21 protein-coding genes are annotated in these 21,796 nt (G+C 73.4%); 13 read left to right on the top strand and 8 right to left on the bottom strand.

Annotated features, from left to right (window positions below):
• Nucleotides 1-106 precede the first annotated feature (106 nt).
• Genes V6U86_RS29760 through V6U86_RS29725 form a run of 8 tightly spaced genes read left to right on the top strand, consistent with a single transcriptional unit; the run spans nt 107 to nt 8,764 of the window.
• On the top strand, nt 107-1,798 hold the full coding sequence (locus V6U86_RS29760; RefSeq protein WP_334509107.1) for an HAD-IIIA family hydrolase: 1,692 nt from the start codon (nt 107-109) through the stop codon (nt 1,796-1,798).
• Nucleotides 1,795-2,769 (top strand): glycosyltransferase, encoded by a 975-nt coding sequence (locus tag V6U86_RS29755; protein ID WP_334509105.1) that lies wholly within the window; start codon nt 1,795-1,797, stop codon nt 2,767-2,769. Before V6U86_RS29760 ends, V6U86_RS29755 begins: the two co-directional genes overlap by 4 nt.
• The gene (locus V6U86_RS29750; protein ID WP_334509103.1) at nt 2,754-3,971 is read left to right on the top strand and encodes a glycosyltransferase; all 1,218 of its coding nucleotides are present in this window, start codon (nt 2,754-2,756) and stop codon (nt 3,969-3,971) included. The genes V6U86_RS29755 and V6U86_RS29750 overlap by 16 nt, the downstream gene beginning before the upstream one ends.
• Entirely contained in the window at nt 3,971-4,660 is a 690-nt protein-coding gene (locus V6U86_RS29745; RefSeq protein ID WP_442935031.1) for a D-sedoheptulose-7-phosphate isomerase, read from the top strand. The genes V6U86_RS29750 and V6U86_RS29745 overlap by 1 nt, the downstream gene beginning before the upstream one ends.
• A 16-nt stretch (nt 4,661-4,676) precedes the next feature.
• Entirely contained in the window at nt 4,677-6,149 is a 1,473-nt protein-coding gene (locus V6U86_RS29740) for a PfkB family carbohydrate kinase (RefSeq protein WP_334509101.1), read from the top strand.
• Nucleotides 6,146-6,847, top strand: a complete 702-nt coding sequence (locus tag V6U86_RS29735) for an SDR family oxidoreductase (protein WP_334509099.1) — start codon at nt 6,146-6,148, stop codon at nt 6,845-6,847. Before V6U86_RS29740 ends, V6U86_RS29735 begins: the two co-directional genes overlap by 4 nt.
• A complete protein-coding gene (locus V6U86_RS29730; RefSeq protein WP_334509097.1) occupies nt 6,844-7,797 on the top strand; it encodes a glycosyltransferase family 9 protein in 954 nt (317 codons plus the stop codon). The genes V6U86_RS29735 and V6U86_RS29730 overlap by 4 nt, the downstream gene beginning before the upstream one ends.
• A complete protein-coding gene (locus tag V6U86_RS29725) occupies nt 7,781-8,764 on the top strand; it encodes a DNA topoisomerase IB (protein ID WP_334509095.1) in 984 nt (327 codons plus the stop codon). The genes V6U86_RS29730 and V6U86_RS29725 overlap by 17 nt, the downstream gene beginning before the upstream one ends.
• A gap of 152 nt (nt 8,765-8,916) precedes the next feature.
• On the opposite strand, the gene V6U86_RS29720 is transcribed toward V6U86_RS29725, so the two are convergent.
• Both V6U86_RS29720 and V6U86_RS29715 read right to left on the bottom strand, forming a co-directional pair.
• Nucleotides 8,917-9,951: a helix-turn-helix domain-containing protein gene (locus V6U86_RS29720; protein ID WP_334509093.1), complete on the bottom strand. Its 1,035-nt coding sequence runs from the start codon at nt 9,949-9,951 to the stop codon at nt 8,917-8,919.
• Nucleotides 9,952-9,960: 9 nt separating this feature from the next.
• Nucleotides 9,961-10,722: a TetR/AcrR family transcriptional regulator gene (locus V6U86_RS29715; RefSeq protein ID WP_334509090.1), complete on the bottom strand. Its 762-nt coding sequence runs from the start codon at nt 10,720-10,722 to the stop codon at nt 9,961-9,963.
• 76 nt (nt 10,723-10,798) lie between these two features.
• On the opposite strand from V6U86_RS29715, the gene V6U86_RS29710 reads away from it, so the two are divergent.
• Nucleotides 10,799-12,394 carry an MFS transporter gene (locus V6U86_RS29710; protein WP_334509088.1) on the top strand — a complete coding sequence of 532 codons (1,596 nt, stop codon included), beginning with the start codon at nt 10,799-10,801 and terminating at the stop codon, nt 12,392-12,394.
• Here the strand turns inward: V6U86_RS29710 and V6U86_RS29705 are convergent.
• The 4 genes from V6U86_RS29705 to V6U86_RS29690 form a co-directional block, all read right to left on the bottom strand.
• Complete coding sequence (locus V6U86_RS29705) at nt 12,384-12,887, bottom strand: hypothetical protein (protein WP_334509086.1); 504 nt, start codon at nt 12,885-12,887, stop codon at nt 12,384-12,386. The genes V6U86_RS29710 and V6U86_RS29705 overlap by 11 nt on opposite strands.
• An 87-nt stretch (nt 12,888-12,974) precedes the next feature.
• A complete protein-coding gene (locus tag V6U86_RS29700) occupies nt 12,975-14,606 on the bottom strand; it encodes a RecQ family ATP-dependent DNA helicase (protein WP_334509083.1) in 1,632 nt (543 codons plus the stop codon).
• A gap of 104 nt (nt 14,607-14,710) precedes the next feature.
• Entirely contained in the window at nt 14,711-15,661 is a 951-nt protein-coding gene (locus tag V6U86_RS29695) for a TIGR03557 family F420-dependent LLM class oxidoreductase (RefSeq protein ID WP_334509081.1), read from the bottom strand.
• 84 nt (nt 15,662-15,745) lie between these two features.
• Nucleotides 15,746-15,871, bottom strand: coding sequence for a hypothetical protein (locus V6U86_RS29690; protein WP_334509078.1), 126 nt, complete (start codon nt 15,869-15,871; stop codon nt 15,746-15,748).
• A gap of 216 nt (nt 15,872-16,087) precedes the next feature.
• Here V6U86_RS29690 and V6U86_RS29685 point away from each other — a divergent pair, with 216 nt between their 5' ends.
• Complete coding sequence (locus V6U86_RS29685; protein WP_334509076.1) at nt 16,088-17,578, top strand: glycoside hydrolase family 3 protein; 1,491 nt, start codon at nt 16,088-16,090, stop codon at nt 17,576-17,578.
• 10 nt (nt 17,579-17,588) lie between these two features.
• Here the strand turns inward: V6U86_RS29685 and V6U86_RS29680 are convergent, their stop codons facing one another.
• Both V6U86_RS29680 and V6U86_RS29675 read right to left on the bottom strand, forming a co-directional pair.
• Nucleotides 17,589-17,876: a GNAT family N-acetyltransferase gene (locus V6U86_RS29680; RefSeq protein ID WP_334509074.1), complete on the bottom strand. Its 288-nt coding sequence runs from the start codon at nt 17,874-17,876 to the stop codon at nt 17,589-17,591.
• Entirely contained in the window at nt 17,873-19,099 is a 1,227-nt protein-coding gene (locus tag V6U86_RS29675) for a cysteine desulfurase-like protein (RefSeq protein WP_334509072.1), read from the bottom strand. Before V6U86_RS29675 ends, V6U86_RS29680 begins: the two co-directional genes overlap by 4 nt.
• A gap of 76 nt (nt 19,100-19,175) precedes the next feature.
• On the opposite strand from V6U86_RS29675, the gene V6U86_RS29670 reads away from it, so the two are divergent.
• The 3 genes from V6U86_RS29670 (at nt 19,176) to V6U86_RS29660 (ending at nt 21,697) form a co-directional block, all read left to right on the top strand.
• Nucleotides 19,176-19,541 (top strand): hypothetical protein, encoded by a 366-nt coding sequence (locus V6U86_RS29670; protein ID WP_334509069.1) that lies wholly within the window; start codon nt 19,176-19,178, stop codon nt 19,539-19,541.
• A gap of 60 nt (nt 19,542-19,601) precedes the next feature.
• Nucleotides 19,602-20,423 carry a DUF1206 domain-containing protein gene (locus tag V6U86_RS29665; RefSeq protein ID WP_334509067.1) on the top strand — a complete coding sequence of 274 codons (822 nt, stop codon included), beginning with the start codon at nt 19,602-19,604 and terminating at the stop codon, nt 20,421-20,423.
• Between the two features lie 83 nt (nt 20,424-20,506).
• Nucleotides 20,507-21,697: a mechanosensitive ion channel family protein gene (locus V6U86_RS29660; RefSeq protein WP_334509168.1), complete on the top strand. Its 1,191-nt coding sequence runs from the start codon at nt 20,507-20,509 to the stop codon at nt 21,695-21,697.
• The last annotated feature ends 99 nt before the right edge of the window (nt 21,698-21,796 follow it).

The raw sequence follows: 21,796 nt of genomic DNA, 5'->3' as shown, positions 1-21,796 counted from the left end.
GGGGTTAGCTTCTCCGGCGCGGCGGGTAAGGCCGACCCGGTGGCGGCGTCGGTCCGCCGCCTCGACGACGACGTTTACTCCTCGGGGCGCCGGGAACCCGCCGGCTGTGCGACAGGGCCAGGAGGATCCGTATCAGCGCAGGTCAGCCCAGGTGTACGCCACGGCTGACCGCGCCGGTTCCGCCGGGCCCAGTCGCACAGCTGCCGCGAGCCCTCGACCCGTCCTGTACGACGCGGTGCTGCTGGACCGCGACGGCACCCTGATCGAGGACGTGCCGTACAACGGCGACCCGGAAAAGGTGCGGCCGGTGCCGGGCGCTCGGGCCGCGTTGGACCGCCTGCGCGCGGCCGGGCTGCGACTGGCGGTCGTCACGAACCAGTCGGGTCTGGCCCGGGGCTACTTCACCGGTGAGCAGATGCGGGCGGTGCACGCCCGCGTCGAGGAGTTGCTGGGCCGGTTCGACGCGTGGCTGGTGTGCCCGCACGACGACGCCGACGCCTGCGCCTGCCGCAAGCCGGCACCCGGTCTGGTGCACGCCGCCGCCCGTGAGCTGGGCACTACCGCGTCCCGGTGCGTGCTGGTGGGCGACATCGGCCGGGACGTCGCCGCAGCGTTGGCCGCCGGGGCGGCGGGGGTGCTGGTGCCCACCCCGGTGACCCGACCGGAGGAGATCGCCGCCGCCGGGTGGGTGGCCGCCGATCTGCCGGCGGCGGTGGCGGAGATCCTGCGCCGCCAACAGGCCGTGCAGCCCTCCACCGCGTCGACCGAACCGGTCCGGACGGCGCTGGTGGTCCGCTCGGATTCGGCGGGCGACGTGCTGGTCACCGGCCCGGCGATCCGTGCCGTGGCGGCCGGGGCGGAACGGGTGGTGCTGTTGTGCGGGCCGCGCGGTCGGGCCGCCGCCAACCTGCTGCCCGGCGTCGACGAGATCATCGAGCATCCGCTGCCGTGGATCGACCCCGCACCGGGGCCGGTCGATCCGCAGGCCATCCGGGACCTGACCGCTCGGCTGGGGACGCTCGGCGCGGACCAGGCGGTGGTGTTCACCTCGTTCCACCAGTCCGCCCTCCCGCTGGCGCTGCTGCTGCGGATGGCGGGAGTCGACCGGATCGCGGCGATCAGCGACGACTACCCGGGCTCGCTGCTGGACCTGCGGCACCGGGTGCCGGTCGGCGTCCCGGAACCCGAACGTGCCCTCTCCCTGGCCGCCGCCGCCGGCCACCGGCTGCCCGCCGGCGACGAACCCGTGCTCCGGCTCCGTCGGGACGCCGTGCCGCCGCGCCCGGCCGACCTCGGCGACCCGGGGTACGTGGTGCTGCACCCCGGGTCGGCCGCGTCGAGCCGGGCCTGCCCGCCCGAGGTGGCGACCCGGATCGTCGGGGCGCTGACCGACGCCGGGCACCGGGTGCTGGTCACCGGCGGCCCGGACGAGCGGGCGGTCACCGCCCGGGTCGCCGCGGCCGGCGGCACCGACCTCGGCGGTCGCACCGACCTGGCCGGCCTGGCCGCGATCGTCGCGGACGCCAGCGCGGTCGTGGTTGGCAACACCGGGCCCGCGCACCTGGCGGCCGCCGCCGGAGTGCCCGTGGTGAGTCTCTTCGCGCCGACCGTTCCGTTCGGCCAGTGGGGGCCCTACCGGGTGCCCACCGTCCGCCTCGGCGACGCCGCCGCGCCCTGCCGGGACACCCGGGCGGCCAGCTGCCCCGTCCCCGGGCACCCCTGCCTCAGCGGCATCGACCCGGACGAGGTGGTCGATGCGCTTCGGATGCTCGCCGTCAGCGGTGGTGGCGGCCGATGAACATCCTGCTCTGGCACGTGCACGGCTCCTGGACCACGTCGTTCGTGCACGGCAACCACCGCTACCTGATTCCCACCACACCCGACCGGGGCCCGTACGGCCTCGGCCGGGCCCGCACCTACCCGTGGCCGGACAGCGCGGTCGAGGTCAGCCCGGAGGAGCTGCCCAGCGCCGACGTCGACCTGGTCATCCTGCAACGCCCCGAGGAGATCGACCGGGCCGAGGAGTGGCTTGGTCGCCGCCCCGGCCGTGACCTCCCCGCCATCTACGTCGAACACAACACCCCCAAGGGCGACGTACCCAACACCCGTCACCCGATGGCCGACCGCGACGACCTGCTCATCGCCCACGTCACCGGGTTCAACCAGATCTTCTGGGACACCGGCGCCACCCGCACCACCGTGGTCGACCACGGCATTGTCGCCCCCGCCGCGTCCTACACCGGCGAGCTGGACCGACTCGCCGTGGTGATCAACGAGCCGGTACGGCGAGGTCGGGTCACCGGCACCGACCTGCTGCCCCAGTTCGCCGCGATCGCGCCGCTGGACGTGTTCGGCATGGGGGTCGCCGGCCTGGCCGACCACCTGGGGCTGCCCGCCGACCGGCTCACCAGCCACGACGACGTGCCCCAGGACCGGATGCACGCCGAGCTGGCCCGGCGGCGGGCGTACCTGCACCTGTGCCGGTGGACCTCCCTCGGGCTCAGCCTCATCGAAGCGATGGCGATCGGCATGCCTGTCGTCGCGCTCGCCACCACCGAGGCGGTGATGGCGGTGCCCCCGGAGGCGGGGGCGCTCGCCACCCGGACCGACACCCTGCTCGACGCCGCCCGCCGGTTCATCACCGAACCGGCGACCGCGCGGCAGGCCGGAGCGGCGGCGCGAACCGCCGCACGCGACAGGTACGGCCTCGACCGTTTCCTCGCTGACTGGGACCGGCTGCTGGAGGAGGAAGTATGCGGATCGCGATGATCTCGGAGCACGCCAGCCCGCTCGCCGTCCTCGGAGGGGAGGATGCCGGCGGCCAGAACACGCACGTCGCGGAGCTGTCCGCCGCGCTCGCCGCCGCCGGGCACGAGGTGCGGGTCTACACCCGCCGCGACGCGCCTGACCTGCCGGTGACCGTCCGGGGCCCGGACGGGTACGACGTGGTGCACGTGCCGGCCGGCCCGGCCGAGCCGGTGGCCAAGGACGCGCTGCTGCCGCACATGCGGGAGTTCAGCCGCTGGCTGATCGAGCGCTGGCGCGGCGGCGACTGGGTGCCCGAGGTGATCCACGCGCACTTCTGGATGAGCGGACTGGCCGGGCTGACCGCCGGTCGGCAGACCGGGGTGCCGGTGGTGCAGACGTACCACGCGCTGGGCACCGTGAAGCGCCGCTACCAGGGGGTGCAGGACACCAGCCCGGCCCGACGGATCTCCTACGAGCGGGAGCTGGGCCGCTCGGTGGACCGGATCGTCGCGCAGTGCCGCGACGAGGTGGGCGAGTTGGTCCGGATGGGGGTGCCCCGGTCCCGGATGACAGTGGTGCCCTCCGGGGTCAACCTCGCCACCTTTGCCCCGCTCGGGCCGGCCGCCGACCGGGAACCGGGACGGGCCCGGATCCTCACCGTGGGTCGGTTGGTCGAGCGCAAGGGCTTCCAGACCGTGATCCGGGCGATGGCGCTGGTTCCGGACGCCGAGTGCGTGGTCGTCGGCGGCCCACCCGAGGGGCTGTTGGAGACCGACCCGTACGCCCGCCGGCTGCGGGCCCTCGCGGAGTCGTGCGGGGTGGCCGACCGGGTGCACCTGGTCGGCGCGGTGCCGCGCGAGGAGATGGGCCGCTGGTACCGCTCGGCGGACCTGCTGGTCGCGGCGCCCTGGTACGAGCCGTTCGGGTTGACCCCGTTGGAGGCGATGGCCTGCGGGGTGCCGGTGGTCGGCACGGCCGTGGGTGGCATCCGGGACACAGTTGTCGACGGGACGACCGGTGACCTCGTGCCGGCGCGGGACCCGCGGGCGCTGGCCACCGCGATCCAAGGGTTGCTCGACGACCGGATCAGGCGCTTCGCGTACGCGACGGCGGCGCGCGAGCGGGCCCGGGCGCGGTACTCGTGGGCGGCCACCGCCGAGCGGCTGGTCGAGGTCTACAGCGAGGTGGCCGCCGTGCGCCGGCCGACCCGGGTGGTGGCCTGATGCCGACGGGCAGCCTGCTCGACACCCACCTGACGAATCTCGCGGCGGCGCTGGTGCCGTACCGGCGGTGTGAGCGGCAGCTGGCGCGCTGGGGCGCGGACCTGGCCCACCGGCTGGCCGCCGGCGGTCGCCTGCTGGTCGCCGGCAACGGTGGTAGCGCCGCAGAAGCCCAGCACCTCACCGCCGAACTGGTCGGCAAGCTGCGTGACGACCGTCAGCCGCTGTCCGCGATCGCGCTGCACGCCGAGACGAGCGCGCTCACCGCCATCGCCAACGACTACGGCTACGCCGACGTGTACGCCCGCCAGGTGCGCGCCCACGGCCGGCCCGGCGACATCCTGCTGCTGCTGAGCACCAGCGGAGGCAGTCCCAACCTGCTCGCCGCCGCGCGGGCGGCACGCGACGTCGGGGTGACCACCTGGGCGCTCACCGGCGCCGCCCCCAATCCGCTCGCCGACTCCTGCGACGACGTGCTGGCCGTCGCGTCCCCGGACACCCAGGTCGTCCAGGAGCTGCACCTGGTGACCAGTCATCTGCTCTGCGAGTACCTCGAACAGGAGTTGCCCGCCGCGCTGGCGGCGGTCGCCGATCCGGTGGTCGTCCACCCCGTGCCCGGGGGCCCGGCGCCGGTGCGTACCGGGGTCGAGGTGGTGCTCGACGGCGGGACCGGACAGCAGGTCGACGCGTGAGGATGAGGAGGCAGGCGTGAGGGGACCGGTGGTGGTGCTGGGGGACACCCTGCTCGACCGGGACGTGGAAGGCGTGGTGAACCGGCTCTGCCCGGACTCCCCGGTGCCGGTGCTCGACGAGACCGCGGCCACCGATCGGCCGGGAGGCGCCGGGCTGGCGGCGGTGTTCGCCGCCGCGCAGGGCGCCGAGGTGGTGCTGGTGACCGCACTCGCCGACGACGCCGGCGGGGCCCGGCTGAGCGCTCTGCTCACCGCCGCCGGCGTGCAGGTGTACCCCCTGGCCCTCGCCGGTGCGACGCCGGAGAAGATCCGGTTGCGGGCCCGGGGGCGGGTGCTGCTGCGCCACGACCGTGGCGGCGCATCCGGGGAGCCGGGTCAGCCCTCCGACGAGGTGCTCCGGGTGATCGGTGCGGCGTCGGCGGTGCTGGTCAGCGACTACGGCCGGGGGGTGGCCCGGCAGCCCGCGCTGCGCGACGCGTTGGCCGCCACCCGCGCGCCGGTGGTGTGGGACCCGCATCCGCGCGGCCCGGCGGCGGTGCCCGGCGTACACCTGGCCACCCCGAACGAGTCCGAGGTGCGCGAACTGGTCCCCGCGCTGCCCGGCGCCTCCCGACTGGCCACCGCGTCGCGCGGCGCGCAGGGGCTGCGGCGACGCTGGCGGGCCGGCGCGGTCGCGGTGACGTTGGGCGGTGACGGCGCGCTGCTCTGCCACGCCGGGTCGACGCCGTTGGTGGTGCCGACGCCGGGTAGCGCCGAGGGGGATACCTGCGGTGCCGGCGACCGGTTCGCGGCGGCCGCCAGCCTCGCGTTGGCCCAGGGCGCGCTGGTCTCCGAGGCGGTGCAGGTGGCGGTCGCCGAGGCGTCCGCGTACGTGGCGGGTGGGGGAGTGGCGGCGGCGTTGCCTCCGTCGGTGCCCGCGGTGCTCGCCGGGCCCACGTCGGGGTCGCGAACCACGCGGTCGGGAACGCGAGGCGGCCCGGTGACCGCCGGGGTGGCCGACCGGGTGGGCGTCGTCGCCGTCGCCACGCTCCTCAATGAGGTACGCGCCGCGGGTGGCACGGTGGTGGCGACCGGCGGTTGCTTCGACCTGCTGCACGCCGGGCACGTGGCCACCCTGGAGGCCGCCCGGCAGCTCGGTGACTGTCTGATCGTCTGCCTGAACTCCGACGCCAGCGTGGCCGGGTTGAAGGGGCCGGATCGGCCGGTGCAGTCCGAACGTGACCGCAGCCGGCTGCTGGCCGCCCTGAGCTGCGTCGACGCGGTTCTCATCTTCGACGAGCCGACCCCGGACGCGGCGCTGTCCTGGGTACGCCCCGACGTCTGGGTCAAGGGCGGCGACTATGCCACCGGTGGTGGGGACGCGACCGCCGCCCTGCCGGAGGCGGAGGTCGTGCGTCGGTGGGGCGGGAACACCGTGGTGGTGCCCTACCTGGACGGTCGTTCCACAACGGATCTGATCGTCCGCACCCTTGCGGAGCGGACCCGATGACCGCCACCCGGCCCGCTGCCGGGCCCACCGTCCTGGTCACCGGCGGCGCCAGCGGGCTCGGGGCCGCGGTGGTCGCCGCGGTGGCCGCCTCCGGTGGCCGGCCGCTGGTGCTGGACCGGCAGCCGCCGGTCGACGGGGTGTCCTGGACCGAGTGCGACCTGGCCGACACGCGGGCCGCCGAGGTGGCCACCCTGCACCTCGCCGAGCAGGCCGGTGGCCTGGACGCGGTGGTCACCGCCGCCGGCATGGACGTGCCGGGCCGGCTCGCCGACGTGCCGGGGGAGACCTGGGACCGGATCGTCGCCGTCGACCTGCTGGCCACCGCGGCGGTGATCCGGGCCGCGCTGCCGTTCCTGCAGTCCTCTCGGGGCCGCATCGTCACCGTCGCCTCCACCCTGGGCGTCAAGGCCGTCAGTGACGCCACCGCCTACTGCGCGGCGAAGTTCGGGGTGGTGGGGTTCACCCGGGCCCTCGCCGCCGAGCTGGCCGGTCAGGTCGGCGTCACCCTGCTCATTCCGGGTGGGATGCGCACCGCGTTCTTCGACGAACGTGACCCGCAGTACAAGCCGGGGCCGGACGCGTTCCTCAACGAGCCCGCCGACACCGCCGCCGCGATCATGTTCGCGCTCAACCAGCCGTCCGGTTGCGCGGTGCGGGAGCTGGTGGTCTGCGCCGAGCAGGAGACCTCGTACCCGTGATCCTCGTGCTGCGCGCCCTCGGCGTCGGCGATCTGGTGACCGCGGTGCCCGCGTTGCGGGCGCTGCGGGCCGCGTACCCCGCGCGGGAGTTGGCGCTCGCCGCGCCCGCCTGGCTGGCCCCGCTGGTCGACCTGGTCGGGGGCGTCGACCGGCTGGTGGACACCGCCGGGCTGGACCGACCGCTGCGGGTCGGGTCGGCCCCGCGGGTCGCGGTCAACCTGCACGGGCGCGGCCCGCAGTCGCACCGGCTGCTCGCGGCCACCCGGCCTGGCCGCCTGCTCGCCTTCGCCAACGCCGACGCCGGCTGTGCCGACGGTCCGCTCTGGGCAGTCGACGAGCACGAGGTGGACCGGTGGTGCCGGCTGTTGTCCTGGTACGACATACCGGCCGACCGGGCCGATCTCAGCCTGCGTCGGCCCGGGTCGGCGGGGCTGCCCAGCGGTGCCACACTGCTGCACCCGGGCAGCAAGATCCCGGCCAAGCGGTGGCCAGCGGAGCGGTTCGCCGCGCTGGCCCGGGCGTTGACCGACAAGGGGCACCGGGTGCTGCTCACCGGCTCGGCCGACGAACGGGCGTTGGCGGCCCGGGTGGCCGACGCGGCGGGCCTGACCTCGGACGCGGTTCTGGCCGGTCGGACCGACCTCGGCGGGCTCGCCGCGCTGGTGGCCGACGCCCGGTTGGTGGTCAGCGGGGACACCGGCGTCGCCCACCTGGCCACCGGGTACGGCACCGCCTCGGTCGTCCTCTTCGGGCCGGTGCCGCCGGCGCACTGGGGGCCGCCACCGGACCGGCCACGGCATCGGGTGCTCTGGGCCGGTGCCGACGATTGGCCCAGGTGGGACGGGGTAGGGAGCCACCCGACGATGGCGGCGCTGCGCCTCGACGAGGTGCTGGCCGCGGTGGCCGAGGTGGAGAGGGTGGTGCGGGTCTCCGGTGCGGTTGCGGCGTAGTGACCCGGGTCGGCCGGGGTACGGACGGCGTCGTCGCGGACGGGGCTGGCTCTTCGTCGACCCGTCCGGGGCCCCGGTGCGGGATCCGGAGGTCCTGACCCGGCTGCGGGAGTTGGTCATCCCCCCGGCCTGGCAGGACGTCTGGATCGCGCCGCATCCGAACGGGCACATCCAGGCGATCGGGATCGACGCCGCCGGACGCAAGCAGTACGTCTACCACCCGCGGTGGCGGGAGAAGCAGGACGAGGCGAAGTTCGATCACATGCTGGAGGTGGCCCGGCGGCTGCCGACGCTGCGTGAGCGGGTGGGGCGTGACCTGGACGGACGTGGGCTGGGTCGGGATCGGGTGCTGGCGACGGTGGCCCGACTGCTGGACATGGGGATGTTCCGGGTCGGCAGCGATCAGTACGCGAACGGCGACGACCCGACGTACGGGGTGTCCACCCTGCGCCCCGAGCATGCCCGGTCCCGGCGCGGCTGCGTGGTGTTCGTGTTTCCGGCGAAGGGGGGCATCGAGCAGGTTCGTCGGATCGAGGATCCGGAGCTGTGCCAGGTGCTGGTCAATCTGCGTCGTCGCCGGCGACGGGCCGAGCGGCTGTTCGGCTACTGGGACGGCCGGGAGTGGCGCGACGTGCGCAGCGACGAGGTCAACGGCTACCTGCGCGACGCCAGCGGTGGGGAGATGACCGCGAAGGACTTCCGCACCTGGCACGCCACCGTGCTGGCGGCCACCGAGTTGGCCACCGCCGGCCCGGCCCGTTCGGTGACCGCCCGGCGCAAGGCCGTGGTCGCGGTGATGCGTGAGGTGGCGGAGCTGCTGGGCAACACGCCGACGGTGGCTCGTGCGTCGTACGTGGACCCCCGGGTGGTCGACCTCTACCACGACGGGGTGGTGGCGTCGGTGGATCCGCAGGCGCCTCGCGAGGAGGCGGAACGGATCGTCCTGAAGCTGCTGGAGGGGGCCTGACCGGCCCCGTCGGCGATTCTGGGGGGAAACGCGACGGGGCCGGAGCATCGGGCGTGAGTGGGGCCACCGGGCGGCCGCCCGCCGCTCGCGCGGCGGGCGCCTCGCCACGGCCCCCGTTGGCGGCCGACAGGCGATGATCGGCCGCGTTGGTGTCAGTCTGCCTGCCGCGAGTTGACGGTGGACGCCCGGCGGTTGACGATCCGCGCCAGATCCGAGCCGCTGTCGCGGTGGTCCTGCGGGGTCGTTCCGTAGGCGGCCTTGAACGCCCGGCTGAAGTGGGCCTTGTCGGGAAACCCCCACCGCGCGGCGACGGTCTGCACCGGCTGGTTGCGCAGCGCCGGGTCGGTCAGGTCGCGCCGACACCGGGCCAGCCGCAGGTCCCGGATATACGACGCCACAGTGGCGTCCTCGCCCTCGAACAGCCTGTGCAGGGACCGCACCGAGATGTGGTGGGCGTTGGCGACGACATGTGGGTCGAGTGCCGCGTCGCCGAGGTGACGGTGGATGTACGACTGCACCTGGGTGAGCAGCGCCCGGCGGCGGACCTCGGTGGGCACGGCGTCCTCGGCGACGAGGTGCCGGCCGAGCATGGTGGTGGCCAGGTCGAGCCCCACCGCGCCGAGCCGGCTGGCGTCGGCGGCGTGGTACTGCTCGGGGTGCCCGGTGACCTGGAGCAGGAACTGGGCCAGCAGCGCCCCGATCCCCTCGCTGCCGGACATCCGGCCGCCGTAGAGCGCGGCCATCCGCTCCGGCGGCAGGGGCAGGGCGGCGTGCGGGATCATCGTGACGATCGAGCTGGCCTGGTCCCGCTCCGGCTCCTTCGCGTGGTGGCCGAGGTCGTGCGGACGAGACGCGTTGTAGAAGGTGAACTCACCAGCCTGGATCTCGCTGCGGCGGCCGTCCTGGCTGGACGTGCCGACGCCGCCGGTGGTGAGGGCGAGAATGTACAGCTCCGGGTCCGATTGGCGAATCAGCTTCGGGGTCCGGAAGGCGTCCAGAGACGGGTAGTCGTAGCGGATCAGCTGGATCGGCCCGAGGTCGACGAAATCGGCCCGGGCGATGAAGTCCTCGTCGTGCTCGGACCGGACCCGCATCGGCGCCGAGGTGCGTGCGACCAGTTCCAGCCACATCCCGAATCGTTCACCGGGTGGCAGGACGCTCGTGTCGAGGGTTTCTTTCGGCAGCATGGGGTTCCCTCAGGCCGCTCGCCTGTGGACCAGGGCCTCGACGCCGTCGAGGATCCGGTCCAGACCGAAGACGAACTCGTCGTCGGGGTGGTCGTCCTGGCTGAGCACGCCGGCGTTCAGCACCCGGTGCAGCGCGGGGAAGCGGGTCGGGTCGATGAGTCGGGCCACCAGCCGACCGTACGCCGGCATCATCTCGGCGGGCTCGACGCCGGCAGCCCGGCTGCCCTCGGCGATCTGCGAGGTGAGGGTGGCCTCGTTGCGGACGTACCCGGTGATCAGCAGCAGCACCGACATCTTCTCGCCCTCGCCGAGCGCGGTGCCGTCGAGGCAGCGCAGCCCGTCCTCCATCCAGCCGAGCTGCTGCGGGGTGATCGGTGGGCCGCTGATCGGGACGTGCAGCAGCCAGGAGCGTCGCCGCAGCACCTCGTGCTCGGCCCAGGCCCACCGGGTGAGGCCGGTACGCCAGTCGTCCTGCGGGTCGGGCGGGCCGGGGGATGGGCCGTACCCGGAGTCCACCATGAGCATCAGCAGCTCGTCCTTCGAGCCGACGTACCGGTAGAGGGCCATGGTCGCGGCGCCCAACTCCTTGGCCACCCGGCTCATCGAGACGGCGGCCAGACCGTCGGCGTCGGCCACCCGCACGGCGGCGTCGACGATGGCGGGCACGCTCATTCCCGGCCGGGGGCCCTTAGGTGGTCGCTCGCGCAGCCCCCAGGCGCTCTCGATGGCCGGCGGGAGTACGGGCCCGCTGTCGTTCGTCTTCGCCGCCACTTTTCCTCCTTGCCTCGCCATCCTAGTTCTGCGTATGGTCTACGCATAACAGCGTACGACATACGCAGAAGGGGTGATGATCATGAAGGTCGCCGCCACACCGGCAGCGCGAGCCGGTCGACGGGAGTGGATCGGGCTCACGGTGCTGATGCTGGCGCTGCTCCTGGTCTCGATGGACGTGTCGGTGCTCTACTTCGCCGTCCCGTTCATCAGCGCTGAGTTGCGTCCCACCGCCACTGAGCAGCTCTGGATCTTCGACATCTACGGCTTCGTGCTGGCCGGGCTGCTCATCACCATGGGCGCGCTCGGCGACCGGATCGGCCGACGCCGGCTCCTGCTGCTCGGCGCCACCGCGTTCGGGGCGGCGTCGCTGCTGGCCGCGTACGCCGACAGCACCGCGACGCTGATCGCCGCCCGCGCCCTCCTCGGCGTCGGTGGGGCCACCCTGATGCCCTCGACCCTCGCCCTGGTGCGCAACATGTTCCACGACGCCAAGCAGCGCGGCACCGCCATCGGCGTCTGGACCGCCACCCTGACCGGCGGCATCGCGATCGGCCCGGTGCTCAGCGGCATCCTGCTGGAGCACTTCTGGTGGGGCTCGATCTTCCTGATCAACATCCCGGCGATGCTGCTGCTGCTCCTGCTCGCCCCGCTCCTGGTGCCCGAGTTCCGCAACCCGCCGACCGGTCGGTTCGACCTGGTCAGCGCGGCACTGTCGCTCGGCGCGCTGCTGCCGGTGATCTACGGCGTCAAGGAGATGGCCCGCGACGGCCTCAGCCCGGTACGGGTGCTCGCCATCGTCGGTGGCCTGCTGGTGGGCGCGCTCTTCCTGCACCGGCAGCGGACCCGGGCGTACCCGATGGTCGATCTCGCGTTGTTCCGCCGTCGCGGCTTCGCCGGGTCGCTCGCGGTCAACCTGTTGGCGATGTTCGCCATCGTCGGCTTCGCCATCTTCACCACCCAGCACCTGCAGCTGGTGCTCGGTCTGAGCCCGCTGCGGGCGGCGCTGTGGAGCCTGGTGCCGTCCCTCGCCGTGGGCGCGGTCGCGCCGGCCGCAGCCGCCCTCGCCCAGCGCGTCGAACGGGCATACCTGATCGGCGCCGGGTTCGGGATCGCCGTGGTCGGTTTCGCGGTGTTGACCCGGGTCACCCCGGAGACGCCGCTGTGGCTGCTGCTCGTCGGCGCCAGTGTCTACGCGGGTGGCCTGGTGATGGTGATGTCCCTCGTCACCGAGCTGGTCCTCGGCGCGGCACCGCCCGAGCAGGCCGGTGTCGCGTCCGCGCTGACCGAGTCCAGCAGCGAGCTGGGCGGCGCGCTGGGAATGGCGATCCTGGGCAGCGTGGGTGCGGCGGTCTATCGCCGCGAGATCGTCGACGGCCTGCCGGCCGGGCTGCCCACCGACGCCGGTGACGCGGCCCAGGAGACCCTGGGCGGCGCGCTCGCGGTCGCCCAGGGGCTGCCGGCGGAACTGGCCGACGCGGTGCGGCACGCCGCCGGGATCGCGTTCACCGACGGGCTGCACCTGGCCGCGTACGCCGCCATGGCGGTGATGCTGCTCGGCGCGGTCACCGCGCTGGTCGCGCTGCGCGGCGTCCGACCGGCCGACTCCACGGCAGTGGCCGCCGAGCCGACCGGTCCGGCCGACACCTCGCTGTCGTCGATCAGTCGATGAGCACGTGCGCGAGCCGGTCGCGGAACCGCCGCTCGGAGTCGCTGACCGACTCGCCGCCGATGCCCAGCAGCCCACCGCTGGACGCGGCGCCCACCACCTGCTCGGCGATCTTCACGAGCCAGTGCTTGTACGCGCCGGCCTCACCCTCGTCGACCCGCGCCGCCAGCAACGCGCCGGCCTCGCCGGCCCGCAGCAACACGTCGTCGATGTACGCCCGAGGGTCGGCGGGCGCGATGACCGGCAGCTCCGCACCGGTCTCCGGGTCGCCGACCCGGGTGACGATCTCGCCGGCCACGGCGGCGACCAGCGGGCTGGCCGACTCCCGGCCGGCGGCGATGGTCTCCAACCCGGCCGCGCTCTCCGCCATGGTCCGGCGGGTGCCGTCGGACTCGGCGGCGCTCGCCGCGGTCAATACCGACTGCGGCAGGCCGACCAGCAGCCCCCACTCCTCGTCGGAGAAACCGAACCCGGTGTACGCCGGCTGCTCGATCACGGCAACGCCCCTTCCGCCCTGCTCTGCTTCATCAATCGGTGCCTGCTCTGGTCGATCCACCGGGCCCGACGCCGGTGCCCGGTAAGGCTAGTCCAGGGTCAACAGGCCCTGTTCGGACACCACGCGCACCGACAACGTCTTGTACCCCACCTCATCGAAGAGAACCGTCATCTTGTCCTCCTCATAGGAGAGCACCAGGCCGGGCCCCCACTCCGGGTGACGCACCTGGCTGTGCACCGGGAACGGCCCGACCGCGCCCTGGTCGGCAACGCTGGTGCCGTTGTGGCAGTTGTCGCAGTGGCCGCAGACCTGCGTCATCTGCTCGCCGAAGTACGCCAGCAGGGTCTGCCCCCGGCAGGCTCTGGTCTCGGCGAAGGCCCGCATCATGTCGGTGCGGGACCGGGTCACGGTCTGCTGGCGTTCCGCCTCCGCCAACGCCGCCGCCGCGGCGTCGGCCGGGGTGGGCGAGTAACGGGGAGCACCGATGCGCTGCCGGGCGCGCGGCTCGGCCGCGCCGACCTGCTCCAGCAGGGAGAGGTACTGGCCCAGCTTGCGCGGCCCGAGGCCGGTGGTCTCGCGCAGCTCGGTCTTGGTGGCCGGCTTGCGCCGCAGCAGCGCGGCGAGGTCGCGCAGCTCGTCGGCGTCGGGCAGGCCGCCGCTGAAGAACCGTTGCAGGCCCACATCCTCGGCCTGCCACAGCAGCAGCACCCGGGCCGGTTGCCCGTCGCGTCCGGCCCGGCCGATCTCCTGGAAGTAGCTGTCCGGCGAGTCGGGCAGCGCCATGTGCACCACCCAGGCGATGTTCGGCTTGTCGATGCCCATGCCGAACGCCGAGGTCGCCACCATGATGGGGACCTGGTCGGCGAGGAACGCCTGGTGCAGTTCCGCGCGCGCGCCGGCCGCCATCCCACCGTGGTAGAACTGCGCCGGGAAGCCGGCGTCGGTCAACCTGGTGGCCAACTCCTCGGCGGCGCGACGGGTCGGCACGTAGATGATCCCGGGCCGCTCGTCGTCGCGCAGCAGCGCACACAGCCGCCGCCACCGGTAGTCCTCGGTGGGGCAGTGCGCGACCTCGACGAACAGGTTCGGCCGGTCCAGCCCGGAGACCACCACCTCCGGGTCGCGCAGCCGCAGCCGGGCGATGATGTCGTCGCGTACGGGAGGGGAGGCGGTGGCGGTCAGCGCGACCACCGGCGGCCGGCCGATGCCGTCGATGAGGTGCCCGAGTGCCAGATAGTCGGGGCGGAAGTCGTGCCCCCACGCGGAGATGCAGTGCGCCTCGTCGATCGCCACCAGCGCCGGCTTCAGCGCGGCGACCTCGGTCATCCGTTCGGGGTTGCTGAGCTGTTCCGGGGTGATGAAGAGGAACTCGGCCCGGCCCTCGCGGATCTCGGTGATCGCCTCGGCCTGCTGGGTGGGCGACTCGTTCGAGCTGATCCGCACCGCCCGCAGCTCCGGGCGTTGCCGTTCGTTGAGGGAGGCGATCTGGTCCTGCTGGAGGGCCAGCAGGGGGGAGATCACCACGGTGGGGCCGGGGATCAGGCTGGCCGGGATCTGGTAGATCGCCGACTTGCCGGCACCGGTGGGCAACACCACCAGCGCGTCGCGTCGCTTCATGACCGCGCGCATGGCGGCCAGTTGGTTGGGCCGCAGCGCCTTCCAGCCGAAAAGGCTGCGGGCCGCGCGGCGCAACGTCATCGAGTGCGTGGACAGTTTCATCGAGGGCCGGAGGTACCCGAGCCCATGACCGCCGAAACGCCTTCGGGCGATCATCGGCAGGGCGTCCGGTCATGCCCTCGACGAACGGCGCGCCGACCGCCGACTCAGCGCAGCCGGGGCAGCACCTCGCGCTGGTAGAGGTCGAACAGGCCCTGGTAGTGCGGGCCGGTGTTGGCCACGTAGACCTCGTCGAAGCCGGCCTTGGCGTACTTGTCGATCATTTCCAGGTGCGCGTCGGCGCTGTTGCCGCAGACGAACGCCTCCTTCAGCATTTCCGGTTTGACCAGCTCGGAGGCCTGCTCGAAGTGGCGCGGCGAGGGCAGCACCTGGGACAGCTCACCCGGCACCCCCGCGTTGGGCCAGCGGTCGTACGCGATCCGCATGCCCTCGTCCTCGCTGTTCGCGTACGCCGCCTTGAAGCCGGCCTGGCACGGCTTGTCGCCGCCGCCGTTCTCGCGGAAGCGCCGGACCATCTCGCCGTCGGGCATGGTGCTCACGTAGCCGTCGCCGATCCGGCCGGCCAGCTCGATCGCCTTCGGGCCGAAGCCGGAGACGTAGATCGGCGGGGGAGTGTCGGGCAGCGTGTAGATCCGGGCGTGCTCGACCGTGTAGTGCTTGCCGTGGTGGTTGACGAAGTCGCCGGTCCACAGCTTGCGCAGCACCTCGACGGCCTCCTCCAACATCTCCAGCCGCACGTCGGCCTGCGGCCAGGCGTCGCCGAAGATGTGCTCGTTGAGCGCCTCGCCGGTGCCGACGCCGAGCACGAAGCGCCCGCCGTGCAGCACCGCGCTGGTCGCCGCCGCCTGCGCGATCACGGCCGGGTGGATCCGCACGGTCGGGCAGGTCACCGCCGTGGTCACCGGCAGCGAGCAGACCTGGCTGAGCGCACCGATCATCGACCAGACGAACGGGCTCTGGCCCTGTGCGTCCACCCAGGGGTGGTAGTGGTCGGAGATCCACAGCGCCTCGAAGCCGGCCCGTTCGGCACCGCGTGCCTGCTCCAGCAGCTCGGCTGGCGTGAACTCCTCACTGGACAGAAAGTATCCGATCTTCATGGTCTACCCCTTCGGCACGCGGACCTGACGGGGAGAGCCGTACCCCGGTAACGCCCGGTCACACCGGGGCCCGCGCCGGCCCGGTCAGCGTCGACCGAACATCGCCCGGATCGCGGCGAGCAGCAGCAGGGCACCGACCACCAGGCCGAGCAGGCGTACGCCGGGGATGTCGGCCGGGCTCGTCGCGTCGGCCAGCACTGCGGGATCCATTCCCGCACTCTCCCTGGGAGCGGGCCGCCGGGCAACTGTAAGGTTTATTGACTATTGAATCGCTCGGTGTGACCATGGCAGGACCGCCTGCCGGTGGCGGTGCGCCGAGGGCGCGTGAGAGATGGGGTACGGGGGCCGCATGAGCGAGCGCAACCAGCGGGTCGACGGGGTCGCGCCGTCGCCGGTGATCGACGCAGATCACTGCGAGGGAGTGCAGTGACCACGACCACCGGGCACCTCCCGGCACTCGCCGCCGCCGTCCTGCAACCCGGCTTCGTCGGCACCACCCCACCGCCGTGGGTCTGCCGCTGGCTCGGCGAGGGTCTCGGCTCGGTGGTGCTCTTCGCCCGCAACGTCGTCGACACCGAGCAGGTGGCCGCGCTCACCGCGACGCTGCGCGCGGAACGGCCGGACGTCATCGTGGCAATCGACGAGGAGGCCGGCGACGTCACCCGGCTGGAGTCGGTCCACGGCAGCTCCCGGCCCGGCAACTTCGCCCTCGGCGCGGTCGACGACCCGGCGCTGACCGAGGCCGTCGCCCGGGACCTCGGCGTCGAGTTGGCCGCCGCGGGCATCACCCTCAACTACGCCCCGGACGCCGACGTCAACTCCAACCCGGCGAACCCGGTGATCGGCGTCCGCTCCTTCGGCGCCGACCCGGCGCTGGTCGCGCGGCACACCGCCGCCTGGGTCCGCGGGCTCCAGGCCGGCGGCGTCGCGGCCTGCGCCAAACACTTCCCCGGGCACGGCGACACCCGCGTCGACTCCCACCACGACCTGCCGCGGATCACCGCCGACCGGGACCGGCTGGACGCCTGCGAACTGGCCCCGTTCCGCGCCGCCGTGGCCGCCGGGGTGCAGGCGGTGATGACCGGCCACCTGCTGGTGCCCGCGCTCGACCCGCACCTGCCGGCCACGCTGAGTCAGCGCATCCTCGGTGGGTTGCTCCGCGACGAGCTGGGCTTCTCCGGCGTGGTGGTCACCGACGCGGTGGAGATGCGCGCGGTCGCCGACCGGTACGGCTTCGCCGGGGCGACGGTCCGCGCCCTCGCCGCCGGCGCCGACGCGATCTGCATCGGTGGCGAACGGGCCGACGAGCAGTCCGCCCACGAGCTGCGCGACGCCATCGTGGCCGCCGTCGTCTCCGGTGAGCTGCCCGAGGAACGGCTCGCCGAAGCCGCCAAGCGGGTCGGTCAACTCGCCGCCTGGACGGTGACCGCCCGCAGCGCCGGCTCAGCCGGAGCGCGCGGCGTCACCGACGTCGGGCTGGTCGCCGCCCGCCGGGCCGTGCGGGTCACCGCCGCACCGGGCACGACTGTCGCGTTGCCGTTGACCCGCCCGGCACACGTCGTCGAGTTCGAGCCGCTGCGCAACATCGCCATCGGCGCCGAGACCCCCTGGGGCATCGGCGGGCCGCTGGGCGAGCTGCTGCCCGGCACCAGCACGGTCCGCTACGCCGAACCCGACGTGCCGGCCGACCCGGGCGCCGGGGCGGGCGCCCGCCCCCTGGTCCTGGTCGTCCGGGACCTGCACCGACACGACTGGATGCGCGCCGCCGTGCACCGCGCGTTGGCCACCCGCCCGGACGCGGTGGTGGTCGAGTTGGGCGTGCCCGAGCTGGTCACCGGGGCGGTGCACCTGGCCACCCACAGTGCCACCCGGGCCAGCGGACAGGCCGCCGCCGAGGTGCTCACCGGCGCCCGCTGACCGGCCTGCCCTACGGGAGGTCGGCGACCAGGTCGGCGTACTCGGGGTGTTTGTCGATGAACGCGGCCATGAAGGGGCACTGCGGCACCACTTTGGTGCCGCGCGCCCGGAGCTGGTCCAGGGTGCCGCGGACCAGCTCGCCGCCGACCCCCTTGCCCTGAAAGCCCCGGTCCACCTCGGTGTGGGTGAAGACCAGGACCTCCCCGCGCGGCAGGTACGCGGTGAACCCGGCCAGCGCGTCGTCGACCAGGATCTCGAAGCGGTGCTTCGCCGGGTTGTCCTCGACCAGGGTGCTCATCCGGCCATTCTCCCCGCCGGCTCGGCCAGCGCGTCGAGTTCGGCGAGCAACCGGTCCACCTCGTCGGCCGTGTTGTAGTGGTAGATGCTGGCCCGCACCGCGCCGCCGCTGTCGCGCAGACCCATCAGCTGGAAGTACTCGTAGGCGTAGTAGTCGCCGACGGAGAGGCAGAACCCGGCGGCGCCCAACGCCTCCTGGGTGGCCGCGGGCGACATCCCGGAGACCCGGAACGAGACCGTCGGGCAACGCCGCGCCGGCGAGCCGTAGACGGTGATGGCCGGGCGTTGGGCCAGCCCGGCGAGCAGCCGGTCCAGCAGGGCCTCCTCGTGTGCCTGGGCGGCGGCCAACCCGGCCCGCAGCCGTGCCCGCCGGTCCCCGACCGCGGCCGGGTCCAGCCCCGCCAGGTGATCCACCGCCGCGGCCACGCCGGCCAGCAGCGGGAAGCTCGGCGTGCCGTACTCGAACCGGTCCGGCACCGCGTCGGAGGACGGCACCAGCTTCGCCGGGCGCAGCGCCGCCCACCGGGCCGGATCCGCCACCATCGCCGCCAGGTGCGGCCCGGACCACTTGTACGCGCTGGTGACCAGCACGTCGGCACCGAGCGACGTCAGGTCGGTCGGGCCGTGCGGAACCGAGTGCACCCCGTCGACGTAGACCAACGCGCCGACCGCGTGCGCGATCTTGGCGATCGCCGACACGTCCGGCATGGTGCCGATGGCGTTGCTGCCAGCGGTCACCGCGACCAACCGGGTCCGCTCACCGACCAGGTCCGCGTACTGGGCCGCGGGCAGCTCACCGGTGTGCCGGTCGACCTCGGCCCAGCGCACCGTCGCGCCGGCCGCCTCGGCCGCCTGCACCCACGGCCGCACGTTCGAGTCGTGGTCGAGCCGGGAGACCACCACCTCGTCACCCGGGCGCCAGCTCGCGCCGAGCGTACGAGCCAAGGTGTACGTCAGCGCGGTCGCACTCGGGCCGAGCACCACCCCGGCCGGATCGGCGCCGAGCAGGTCGGCCACCGCCGAACGGGCCTCGGCCACCAGCTTCAACGACCGGCGACCCGCCACGTTGGCGGTGCTGCGGTTGCCGACGGCCATCCGCATGGCGTCGGTGACCGCGTCGATCACACCGGCCGCGGTCTGGGTGCCGCCGGCACCGTCGAGGTGGACGAAGCCCTCGGTCAGGGCGGGGTACGCGGCCCGGGTACGGGCGATGTCGAACGGCATGTCCCGGACCCTAGCCGGGGCAGCCCTCACGCTCGCCGTCGCCTCGGCGTCGCCGGCGTCTCGTACCCTTGGCGGGGTGACGAACCGACCCGCCACCATGCCCATTCCCTCCGTCCGCCGCGCCGCCGGTCTCTTCGCCGGTCTGGCGCTCGGCCTCGCCGTACTCACCGGTTGCAGCTCCCAGGGTGCTTCCACCGACTGCGCGCTGGACGCCTGCACGGTCACCTTCGAGCGAGGTGTCGAAGCGCGGACCACCATCCTTGGCGTCGAGGCCAAACTGATCGGTGCCGAGGGCGACCAGGTGACTGTCGAGGTCGCCGGGGAGCAGCTCAGCCTCACCGTGGGTCAGCAGGCTGCCGAGGCCGGCGGTTTCGCGGTCACCCTGGACAGCGTCACCGACCAGCAGGTCAAGGTCCGCGTCTCCCGCAACCCGGGTAACTGATTCGCATCGGGCGGCGGTGGCCGACGTTTGGGAATCTTCAGAATCGGAGATTGTGACGCCATGTCACTCACCCGTAGCGCCGAAGCCACCGCCTCCCGAACGGCGGACAGCCGGTGGCTGGAACTCCTCGCCCGGGCCGGCTTCATCGGCTACGGCATCGTCCACCTCCTCTTCGCCTGGTTGGCGTTGCAGATCGCGTTCGGCACGTCGTCCGACGACGGCGACCAGTCCGGCGCGCTGCGTACCCTCTCCGCACAGCCCCTCGGTAAGTTCCTGGTCATCGCCGTCGGCGTCGGCCTGCTCGCGATGGCGATCTGGCAGGCGCTGGAGGCGGCGGTCGGGCACCGCGCCGAGCGCGGCAAGGAGCGGGTCATGGAACGGGTCGCCTCGGCGGGCCGGACCATCGTCTACCTCTACTTCGCCTGGACCGCCTTCAAGGTCTTCTCCGACGCCGGGTCGAACAGCGCCGACCAGCAGGAGGCGCTGACCGGCAAGCTGATGACCTCCAGCGGGGGCCGTTGGCTGGTCGGGCTGGCCGGGCTGGTGCTCGCCGCGATCGGCATCGGCCTGGTCATCTACGGCATCCGCAAGAAGTTCGAGAAGCACCTGAAGACCGGTGAGATGAGCCCGAAGACCCGCCAGTTGGCCCGTCGCCTCGGCATCGCCGGTTACGCCGCCAAGGGCGTCGCGTACGGCATCTCCGGTCTGCTGGTCATCGTGGCGGCGGTGAACTACGACCCGGAGAAGGCCCGTGGTCTGGACGCCGCGCTGCACACCCTGCGCGAGCAGTCGTACGGCATGTTCCTGCTGACCCTGGTCGCCCTGGGCATCGCCGCCTTCGGCATCTACTGCTTCCTCCAGTCCCGGTACCGCAAGGTCTGAGCTGGTCGATTCTGAGGATGACGGGCACTCTTGGGCTTTTGCCCGGAGTGCCCGTCGTCTGGTCGAAGGGGAGCACCGAAGCCGTGCAGAGCTATCTCGAAACGGCCGTCGCCGCGCTCGTCGCGGCGGCGGCCGCCCTGTTCCTGGTCGAGGTCGTCCACCGGTTGACCCGGCGGTTCGGCCGCCGGTCACTGCTGCTGACCGAGTTGACCGAGCACGCGCACCGCCCGTTCCAGGTCGCCGCAACGGTCCTCGCCGTGCAGTTCGCCGTCCGCTTCAGCACCCGGTACGCGGTCGGCGAGAGCTGGCGGCGGCTGCTGCTGCACCTGCTCATCCTCGGCGTCATCGCCACCGTGGCCTGGCTGGTCGCCTGCCTGCTGGTCGTCGTGGAGGACACCGCGCTGGCCCGCTTCCGGGTCGACGTACCGGACAACCGGCACGCCCGGCGGGTACGGACCCAGGTGGTGATGCTGCGCCGACTGACGATCGCGGTGATCGTCATCCTGACCGTCGGCGTGATGCTGATGACGTTCCCCAGCGTGCGGGGCATCGGCGCCGGTGTGCTGACCTCGGCCGGTGTGGTCGGTGTGGTGGCCGCGCTCGCCGCGCAGAGCCTGCTCGGCAATGTCTTCGCCGGCCTCCAGCTCGCCTTCAGCGACGCCGTCCGCCTCGACGACGTGGTGGTCGTGGAGGGGGAGTGGGGTCGCGTCGAGGAGCTGACCCTCAGCTACGTGGTGGTGCAGATCTGGGACGACCGCCGGCTGATCCTGCCCACCTCGTACTTCACCAGCAAGCCGTTTCAGAACTGGACCCGGACGGAGGCGGCGGTGCTCGGCACCGCCGAATTCGACGTGGACTGGGCGGTGCCGGTGCAGACCATGCGCGAGGAACTGCGCCGCCTCGTCGAGGGCACCGAGCTGTGGGACGGGCGGGTCTGCGTCCTACAGGTCACCGACGCCACCGGCGGGACGGTGCGGTTGCGCGCGTTGGTCAGCGCCGCCGACGCGGGCAGTCTGTGGGACCTGCGCTGCCTCGTGCGGGAGCACCTGGTCGCCTGGATCCGGGACAACCGCCCGACCGCGATGCCCCGGCTCCGCACCGAGCTTGGCGACTCCAACAGCAACCTGTCCTGGCAGTGGGTGCAGCCGCGGCGCCCGGCCCGCCGCCGGTCCGACACCGAGGCGCCCGACGACGCCCGTGTCTTCGGCGGCAGCGACGACGGCGACGCCCGCAGCGAAGCCTTCGTAGGCCCCGAAGAAACCCGCCCCCAGTAGCCCCCGTCGCCCTCGCCCTCGCCCCGCACCGCACCGCCTCGCGCCGCCTCGCCCCGCCTCGCCCCGCGCCGCCCCGCGCCGCGCCGCGCCGCGCCGCCC

It is taken from the genome of Micromonospora sp. CPCC 205558, from assembly GCF_036902955.1.
Taxonomy (GTDB): Bacteria; Actinomycetota; Actinomycetes; order Mycobacteriales; family Micromonosporaceae; genus Micromonospora.
This window is presented reverse-complemented; position numbering and strand designations above follow the sequence as displayed.

What these genes read in the sequence shown, in the direction of transcription:
- V6U86_RS29745 (WP_442935031.1), top strand. Translation starts at nt 3,971, where the DNA reads ATGCCGACGGGCAGCCTGCTCGACACCCACCTGACGAATCTCGCGGCG.
- V6U86_RS29710 (WP_334509088.1), top strand. Translation starts at nt 10,799, where the DNA reads ATGATCATGAAGGTCGCCGCCACACCGGCAGCGCGAGCCGGTCGACGG.
- V6U86_RS29675 (WP_334509072.1), bottom strand. Translation starts at nt 19,099, where the DNA reads ATGCCGTTCGACATCGCCCGTACCCGGGCCGCGTACCCCGCCCTGACC.
- V6U86_RS29735 (WP_334509099.1), top strand. Translation starts at nt 6,146, where the DNA reads ATGACCGCCACCCGGCCCGCTGCCGGGCCCACCGTCCTGGTCACCGGC.
- V6U86_RS29680 (WP_334509074.1), bottom strand. Translation starts at nt 17,876, where the DNA reads ATGAGCACCCTGGTCGAGGACAACCCGGCGAAGCACCGCTTCGAGATC.
- V6U86_RS29690 (WP_334509078.1), bottom strand. Translation starts at nt 15,871, where the DNA reads ATGGATCCCGCAGTGCTGGCCGACGCGACGAGCCCGGCCGACATCCCC.
- V6U86_RS29750 (WP_334509103.1), top strand. Translation starts at nt 2,754, where the DNA reads ATGCGGATCGCGATGATCTCGGAGCACGCCAGCCCGCTCGCCGTCCTC.
- V6U86_RS29700 (WP_334509083.1), bottom strand. Translation starts at nt 14,606, where the DNA reads ATGAAACTGTCCACGCACTCGATGACGTTGCGCCGCGCGGCCCGCAGC.
- V6U86_RS29755 (WP_334509105.1), top strand. Translation starts at nt 1,795, where the DNA reads ATGAACATCCTGCTCTGGCACGTGCACGGCTCCTGGACCACGTCGTTC.
- V6U86_RS29665 (WP_334509067.1), top strand. Translation starts at nt 19,602, where the DNA reads ATGTCACTCACCCGTAGCGCCGAAGCCACCGCCTCCCGAACGGCGGAC.
- V6U86_RS29720 (WP_334509093.1), bottom strand. Translation starts at nt 9,951, where the DNA reads ATGCTGCCGAAAGAAACCCTCGACACGAGCGTCCTGCCACCCGGTGAA.
- V6U86_RS29695 (WP_334509081.1), bottom strand. Translation starts at nt 15,661, where the DNA reads ATGAAGATCGGATACTTTCTGTCCAGTGAGGAGTTCACGCCAGCCGAG.